The sequence below is a fragment of the Streptomyces sp. NRRL B-24484 genome (assembly GCF_000717715.1).
Taxonomy (GTDB): domain Bacteria; phylum Actinomycetota; class Actinomycetes; order Streptomycetales; family Streptomycetaceae; genus Kitasatospora.
Genome location: NZ_JOAI01000106.1, coordinates 1 through 6,607, shown reverse-complemented (window position 1 = coordinate 6,607; position 6,607 = coordinate 1). Strand labels below are relative to the sequence as shown.

At 72.8% G+C, this 6,607-nt stretch carries 3 protein-coding genes; 1 reads left to right on the top strand and 2 read right to left on the bottom strand.

The genetic code is table 11. From position 1 onward, the window contains the following. Positions 1 to 703, top strand: a 703-nt coding sequence (locus IE98_RS0141330) for an ABC transporter permease (protein ID WP_030277856.1), incomplete at its 5' end; no start/stop codon positions are given. Here IE98_RS0141330 and IE98_RS52170 read toward each other — a convergent pair. Both IE98_RS52170 and IE98_RS52810 read right to left on the bottom strand, forming a co-directional pair. After that, a complete protein-coding gene (locus IE98_RS52170) occupies positions 654 to 6,353 on the bottom strand; it encodes an ATP-binding protein (RefSeq protein ID WP_106976868.1) in 5,700 nt (1,899 codons plus the stop codon). The two genes, IE98_RS0141330 and IE98_RS52170, sit on opposite strands and share 50 nt — an antisense overlap. A 108-nt stretch (positions 6,354 to 6,461) precedes the next feature. After that, the coding region (locus IE98_RS52810) for a LuxR C-terminal-related transcriptional regulator (RefSeq protein WP_199923059.1) at positions 6,462 to 6,607 on the bottom strand (146 nt) is incomplete at its 5' end.

Here is a 6,607-nt window from a genome sequence, read left to right as displayed (position 1 = left end):
CCCCCTCGTCGGCATGGCCGCCGCCGTCGCCGTCGGCATCCTCGTCGGCGTCCTCAACGGACTGGTCATCGTCTACGGCCGCGTCAACCCCACCATCGCGACCCTGGCCGGCCTCGCCGCCTACAAGGGACTCGCCCAGCTCATCTCCGACGGCCGCGCCCAGGGCTACGTCCTCAACAACGACGTCTTCGTCTTCCTCGGCCGCGGCAAGATCGCCGGCCTGCCCGTCATGGTGTGGATCCTCATCCTCACCGCCCTCGCCGTCCACCTGCTGCTCAAATACACCGACATCGGCCGCAACATCTACGCCATCGGCGGCAACGACACCGCCGCCCGCCTCGCCGGCATCAACATCAACAAATACCTCGTCGCCGTCTACGCCCTCATCGGCACCGTCGCCGCCGTCGCCGGCATCCTGCTCACCGCCCGCACCGGCAGCGGCCAGCCCACCTCCGGCAGCGAAGGCCTCGAACTCAAGGCCATCACCGCCGCGGCGCTGGGCGGCTGCGCCCTCAAGGGCGGCAAGGGCGGCATCGGCGGCACCCTGCTCGCCGTCGCCCTGCTCGGCTGCCTGGAGAACGGACTGACCGTCGAAGGCATCAACTCCTTCTGGCAGAACGTCGCCCAGGGCGCCCTCCTCGTCATCGCCGTCGTCATCCAGCAGCGCCGCAGCGGCGAACGCGCCATCGGCCTGCCCGCCTGACGCCGCACCAGCAAACGCACCACATCACCGATCTCCGCCGAGCACCTGTCACCCACGGCCACTGCAAAGGGGCGCCGGCCAGACAGGACACAGCCCGGCGGACCGGCGACGACCGGGGGCGGAGTCGGCCGGTGTCGCGCAGGGCCTGTTCGCAGCGGGCGGCGTCGGCGGTGGCGCCGAGGCGGGTGTAGACGTCGAGGGCGTCCTGGAGCTCACGGGCGGCTGCCTCGGGCCTGTGCGCGAGCTTGAGGCGGCCGGTTGCTTCGGCAACCCTCGCCGCGGGGTGGACGCGGCCGATGGCCTCGTACCGGGAGCGGGCACGTTCCAGATGAGTGAGGGCGGTGTCGAGGTCGTGCCCCGCCGCGAGCATTCCGCGGCACCACTGAAGTCCGGCCGCGACGCCGGGGGCATTGAGGCCTTCGATGCCGTGCTCGGCCTCGCAGGTCAGCTGCCGTGCCTCATCGTGCAGCCCACAGGCCAGCGCGGCTTCGACTGCGATCGGGAGCAGGTCGACGGGCCATGTCCACAGGCCCTTGCGCCGCATGACCGTCACCGCCGCTTCTGTCCGCTGCCAGGCCGCCTCCGGGGCACCCTCCAGCAGATCGAGCCGGGCGACCAGGGTCAGCGCCTCCTTGGCCACGTTCTCGTTGAGCGCGGTGGTGGCCGCGACGAGGTCTTGGCGGGCCCTGGCCCACCGGCCGTGTGCCGTGTCCAGCGTGGCGCGGGCCATGAGGAGTTCGACATGCTCCGGGGCGCCCTCGGGCCTTTCCTGGAGCATCGCCCCGATGGTGTGGCCGAGGCCGGTCCAGCGTCCGCCGGCCAGATCGATCTGCAACTGCAGGATGCGCGAGCCGAACGACGCCGGTGCGCGGCTGGACCGCCGCCACAGCTCCTCGGCCGCGCCGATTATTCCGCGGGCCGTTTCGTCGCACCCGCGGAGCATCTCGTGGAAGGCCGCGTTGTGGAGGGCCCGGGCGCACTGGGCAAGGACGCCGCGGTCCGTGCTGTCGCGGGGCAGCTGGTCCAGGAGTTCGCGGCCCTGTGGATCGCCGACGAGTTCCAGCAGGGTGATCCGGCTGGCGAGTACGTCCGCCTGTGCGAGCGGGTCCTGACTGCGTGCTGCCAGGTCGCTCGCCCGTTCCACGAGGGCCATGTTCTCCGGGACGCTCCCTCCCCCCGGACTCAGGGCGGAGAGCCAGCCGAGGCAGGCCATGGCCGCGGCTGCGAGTGCGGGCCTGCTCTCCAGTTCGGCGACGGCCAGCTTCAACTCGCTCAGCCGGTCGTCGTGGACATTGGTCGAACGCAGGGCCCGGGCCAGGCCGAAGCGGATCTCGCCGCGGGTCTCGGTGGCGAGAGCGGGGTCTTCCAGGATGCGGCGCAGGGCTGCTTCGCCTTCCGCGGAGTCGGTCCGGTAGACGACGTACTTGCTGAGCGTGAGTGCGGCACGCGTGCGGTCGACGGTCGGAAGGGCGGGTTCGGCGAGGAGTTGCCGTAGCAGACCGGCGGCGACGCCGTCGTCACCGACGGCGGTGGCGTGGTCGGCGGCGGCCGTGGCCGCGGGCAGCCAAGCGGCGGTGTCGCCGAGCCTGCGGGTGTGGTGGGCGATCTGGACGAGCGCGGGCGCCTCCTGGGCGGCGAGGACCTCGATGGCACGGGTGTGCAGGCGGCGCCGACGCGGCTCCGGGATCTTGTCGTAGACCGCGCGGCGGGCCAGGATGTGCCGGTATCCGTACCGTCCAGGGGCCTTCTCCACGAGGACATCGGCCTCAAGTGCCGCGATCAGGGCGTCCTCGGCCTGGCTCTCTGCCAGCGAGGCCGTCGCGGCGAGGAGTTCCTCGCTTGCGGGGACGGCCAGGACGGCGGAGGCCTGCACGAGGGCCGTGGCGTCCGGGCCGAGCGCTTCGATCCGGCTGTTCACCGCTTCCTGCAGGGCGCGCGGCACCCCCGTGTCCTGGAGCGTCAGTGGTGCGTCGCCCCGCTCGGGCAGGGTGGTGCGGTGGGCCAGGACGAGGAGGTCCTCCTCCACGGCGAGCGGGAGGCCGCCGCTGCGTTCGTACAGTTCGCGGCAGAGGGAGGGGGTGGCGGCTCGGCCGAGGACGGAGACGGCCAGTTCCCGGACCTCGGGTTCGGTGAGGAGTTCCAAGGTGATCTCGGTGCCGCCGACGCCGACCGGGCGGCGGTAGGGGGAGCCGAGGACGTTCCTGCCGCCGGGCAGGTCCTGCCCCCGGTAGGTGAGGACGAGCCGCAGCTGCCGCGGTGGGTTGCGGGCGAGCAGGAGCAGCAGGTCACGGGTGGCGTCGTCCGCCCAGTGCACGTCCTCCACCATCAGCACGGCCGGCCCCAGGGCACTCAGCATGTCGTGCATGCCGCGCATCATCTGCTGAGTGCGGGTACTGTCCCCGGGGTCCGGGACAACGGCGGGAAGGCGGTCGGCGAGCTCGGGCAGATGCGGTGCGAGGACGGCGGTTGCCGGGCCGAACCTCGTGTCGGTCCGGAAGTACGACCGGCCGCCGCGCAGGGCGTCGGTCGCCGGACCGAACGGCAGCGGCTCGCGCAGTGGGTGGCACCAGCCACGCAGGACCGGCATCCCGTCGCCGGTCAGGCTGTGTGCGGCCTCCCGCAGCAGCCGGGACTTGCCGATCCCGGCCTCGCCCTCCACGAGGACCACCGCCGGACCGTCACGGAGAGCACCCGCCAGTGAGCGCAGCTCGCCGTCACGCCCCACGAACGCGAAGCCCGAACGGCGGTCGGAACCGGGCCGGTCGGCCCGCACAGCTGGCATGACACATCTCCGGACGGACTGGCCACACGCAGTCCCGTAACAGATTGTTCCACTCGGCCGATCCGCGTTGGCGACGTGGTGTTCGACGGTGCGGGGGGAGAGGGCGAGGGTGCGGGCGATGTCGTTGTTGGTGGCGCCGGTGGTGAGGAGTTGGGCGACCTGCTGTTCGCGGGGGGAGAGGTCGGTGCCGTGGGTGCGGGGGCGGAGTCGGCCGGTGTCGCGCAGGGCCTGTTCGCAGCGGGCGGCGTCGGCGGTGGCGCCGAGGCGGGTGTAGACGTCGAGGGCGTCCTGGAGCTCGCGGGCGGCTGCCTCGGGCCGCTGTGCCAAGGTGAGGCGTCCGGTCTGCTCGGCCACCAGGGCGGCGAGGTGGACGCGGCCGATCGCCTCGTACTGGGCACGGGCGCGTTCGAGGTGGTCCAGAGCGGTTCCGAGGTCGCTCTCCGCCGCGAGCAGCCCCCGGCTCCATGACACCCCCGCGGTGGTCCCGGGCGCGTTCAGGCCTTCGGTGCCGCGTTCGGCGTCGTCGGTCAGCCGACGGGCTTCGTCGCGGAGGCCGCAGGCGAGGGCAGCCTCCACGGCGATCGGAACCACATCGATGGGCCGCGCCCACAGGCCCTTGCGGCGCATGAACGCCACCACCGGCTTCGTCCGCAGCCAGGCGGCCTCCGCGTCGCCTTCCCGCAGGTCGAGCCTGGCCAGCCCGGCGATCGCCACGGGCCCGACGTCCGAGTTGGAGGCGTCGGCGAGCGGAAGCAGGTCCTCGCGGGCCCTTGCCCACCGGCCCTGCGCCGTGTCGAGCGCGGCACGTACCAGGAGCACATCGGACCGTTGCGGGCTGCCCTCGGCGGTCTCCTGCGCCATCGTCTCGATGGTCCGGTCGAGGTCGGACCAGCGTCCGCCGGCCAGATCGAGTTCGAGCCGGATCTGGCGGCAGCCGTACTGGAGGAGCTGGGAACCGGCGCGGCGGCTCAGTTCCTCGGCCTCCTCGACCAGGGCGCGCGCCACGTCGTCGCAGCCGTGGGCCAACTCGAAGCAGGCCGCGTTGTGCAATGCACGGGCGCACTGGCGGAGGATTGCGCGATCCGTGCTGTCGCGAGGCAGGTGGCCGAGGAGTTCCCGGCCCCGCGGGTAGCCGACGAGCTCCAGCAGGGTGATGCGGTTGGCCAGCACGTCCGCCTGCGCGAGCGGGTCGTCGCTGCGGGCCACCAGGTGTGCCGCTCGCTCCGCCAGTGCCAGATCCTCGGCTATGTTGCCGCCCCTCGGGCTCAGACCCGAGTAGTAGCCGAGGCTTGCCATCGCGGCGGCCGCCTGTGCCGGCCTGCTCTCCAGCTCGGCGATGGCCTGTTCCAGCTCGGCGAGGTTGTTCCAGCGGACATCCGTGTTGGCCCGGAGCCGGATCAGGTTGAAGCGGATCTCGCCGCGGACCTCGGTGGCCAGTGCGGGGTCGGCGAGGATCCGCTGCAGGATCGCGATGCTGGCGGTGGGATCGGTCCGGTAGACGGCGATGGCGCTGAGGGCGAGAGCACACCGGGAACGGTCGCCGGGCGGCAAGGTGGGTTCGGCGAGGAGCTGCTGGAGGAGTTCGGCGGCGACGCCGTGGTCGCCGACCTCGGTGGCGTGGTCGGCGGCGGCCTGTGCCCTGGGCAGCCAGGCGGCGGTGTCGCCGAGCCTGCGGGTGTGGTGGGCGATCTGGACCAGCGCGGGCGGGTCCTGTGCCGACAGGACCTCGACGGCACGGGTGTGCAGGCGGCGGCGGCGCGGGCCGGGGATCCCGTCGTACACGGCCCGGCGGGCCAGCACGTGGCGGAAGCCGTAGCGGCCGCCGTCCTTCGTCACCAGCACATCGGCTTCAAGTGCCGCGATGAGGGCGTCTTCGCTCTGATCGGCCGCCAGCCCGGCCACCGAGGCCAGCTGGTCCTCGCTCGCGGGGACGGCCAGGACGGCGGCGGCCTGAACCGTGGCCGTGGCATCGTTGCCGAGCGGTACGACCCGGCTGTTCACCGCCTCCTGCAGAGCGCGCGGCACCGCCGTGTCCTCGAAGGCCAGCGGCGCGCCGCTACGGGACAGGGCGAGCCGGTCGGCCAGGACGAGGAGGTCCTCCTCGGCGACGAGCGGGAGGCCGCCGCTGCGTTCGAAGAGTTCGCGGCAGAGGGGGCCGGTGGCCGCCGGGCCGATTGCCGAGGTGGCCAGTTGCCGGATCTGGGCTTCGGTGAGTGGCTCCAGGGTGATGTCGGTTCCGCCGACGCCGACCGGGCGGCGGTAGGGGGAGCCGAGGACGTTCCCGCTGCCGGGGAGGTCGCGCGGGCGGTAGGTGAGGGCGAGCCGCAGCTGCTGCGGCGGGTTGCGGGCCAGCAACAGCAGCAGGTCGCGAGTGGCCTCGTCCGCCCAGTGCAGGTCCTCCACCATCAGTACGGCGGGACCGAGGGCGGTCAGCACCTCGTGCACCGCGCGCATCAGCTGCTGGCTGCGGGTGCCGTCCCCGGAGCCGGAGCCGGAGTCGGGTACGGGGAGCCGGTCGGCCAGTTCCGGCAGGTGGGGTGCGAGGACGGCGGCCGCCGGGCCGAACCGCACGCCGGCTCCGAAGTGCGATGCGCCGCCGCGCAGGGCGTCCACGGCCGGGCCGAAGGGCAGCGGCTCGCGCAACGGGTGACACGCGCCGCGCAGGACGGGCAGGCCGTTGGCATGCAGGCGGCTCGCGGCCTCGCTCAGCAGCCGGGACTTCCCGATTCCCGGCTCGCCCTCCACGAAGACCACGGCCGGCCCCTCCTGGAGAGCGTCCAGGAGTTCGCGCAGCTCGCCGTCACGCCCCACGAACGCGAAGCCCGCGCGGCGGTCGGAACCGGGCCTGCCGACCCGCACACCTGGCATGGCGCCTCCGGACACAGACCGATCAGGCAGTCATGGAAGGGATTGTTCCACTTCGCTCGTCGGCCGACCAGCAGGCCGGACTCCCGTTTCACGGCGCAGGACCCGGGGTCACCCTCTGTTGTCGAGTGCCTCGTGGACGTTGTTGCGGGTGGTGTCGAGTTTCTTGAGCGCGTTGGCGACGTGGTGTTCGACGGTGCGGGGGGAGAGGGCGAGGGTGCGGGCGATGTCGTTGTTGGTGGCGCCGGTGGTGAGGA